Origin of the sequence: Streptomyces sp. BE20 (assembly GCF_036322525.1) — a bacterium.
Classification (GTDB): Bacteria; Actinomycetota; Actinomycetes; order Streptomycetales; family Streptomycetaceae; genus Kitasatospora.
Genome location: NZ_JAQYWW010000390.1, coordinates 1 through 307, shown reverse-complemented (window position 1 = coordinate 307; position 307 = coordinate 1). Strand labels below are relative to the sequence as shown.

Genomic DNA, 307 nt, shown 5'->3' with positions numbered 1-307 from the left:
GGAGGGGCGGTCGTCACGACGGAAGCCGCCGCGGTCGCCGCCACGGTCGTCACGGTCACGACCGAATCCCCCGGACGGACGGTCATCGCGGCCACGGTAACCGCCGCCGCTGCCACCGGAGGGGCGGTCGTCACGGCCACGGAAGCCGCCACCGCTACCACCCGAGGGGCGGTCGTCACGACGGAAGCCGCCGCGGTCGCCGCCACGGTCGTCACGGTCACGACCGAAACCACCGGACGGACGGTCATCGCGGCCACGGTAACCGCCACCGCTACCACCCGAGGGGCGGTCGTCACGGCCACGGAAG

1 pseudogene is annotated in these 307 nt (G+C 74.3%); it reads right to left on the bottom strand.

Annotation, left to right across the window (positions count from 1 at the left end):
* Window positions 1-248 (bottom strand): annotated as a pseudogene (locus tag PUR61_RS03025) (hypothetical protein); the annotation flags it as partial.
* Between the last annotated feature and the right edge of the window lie 59 nt (window positions 249-307).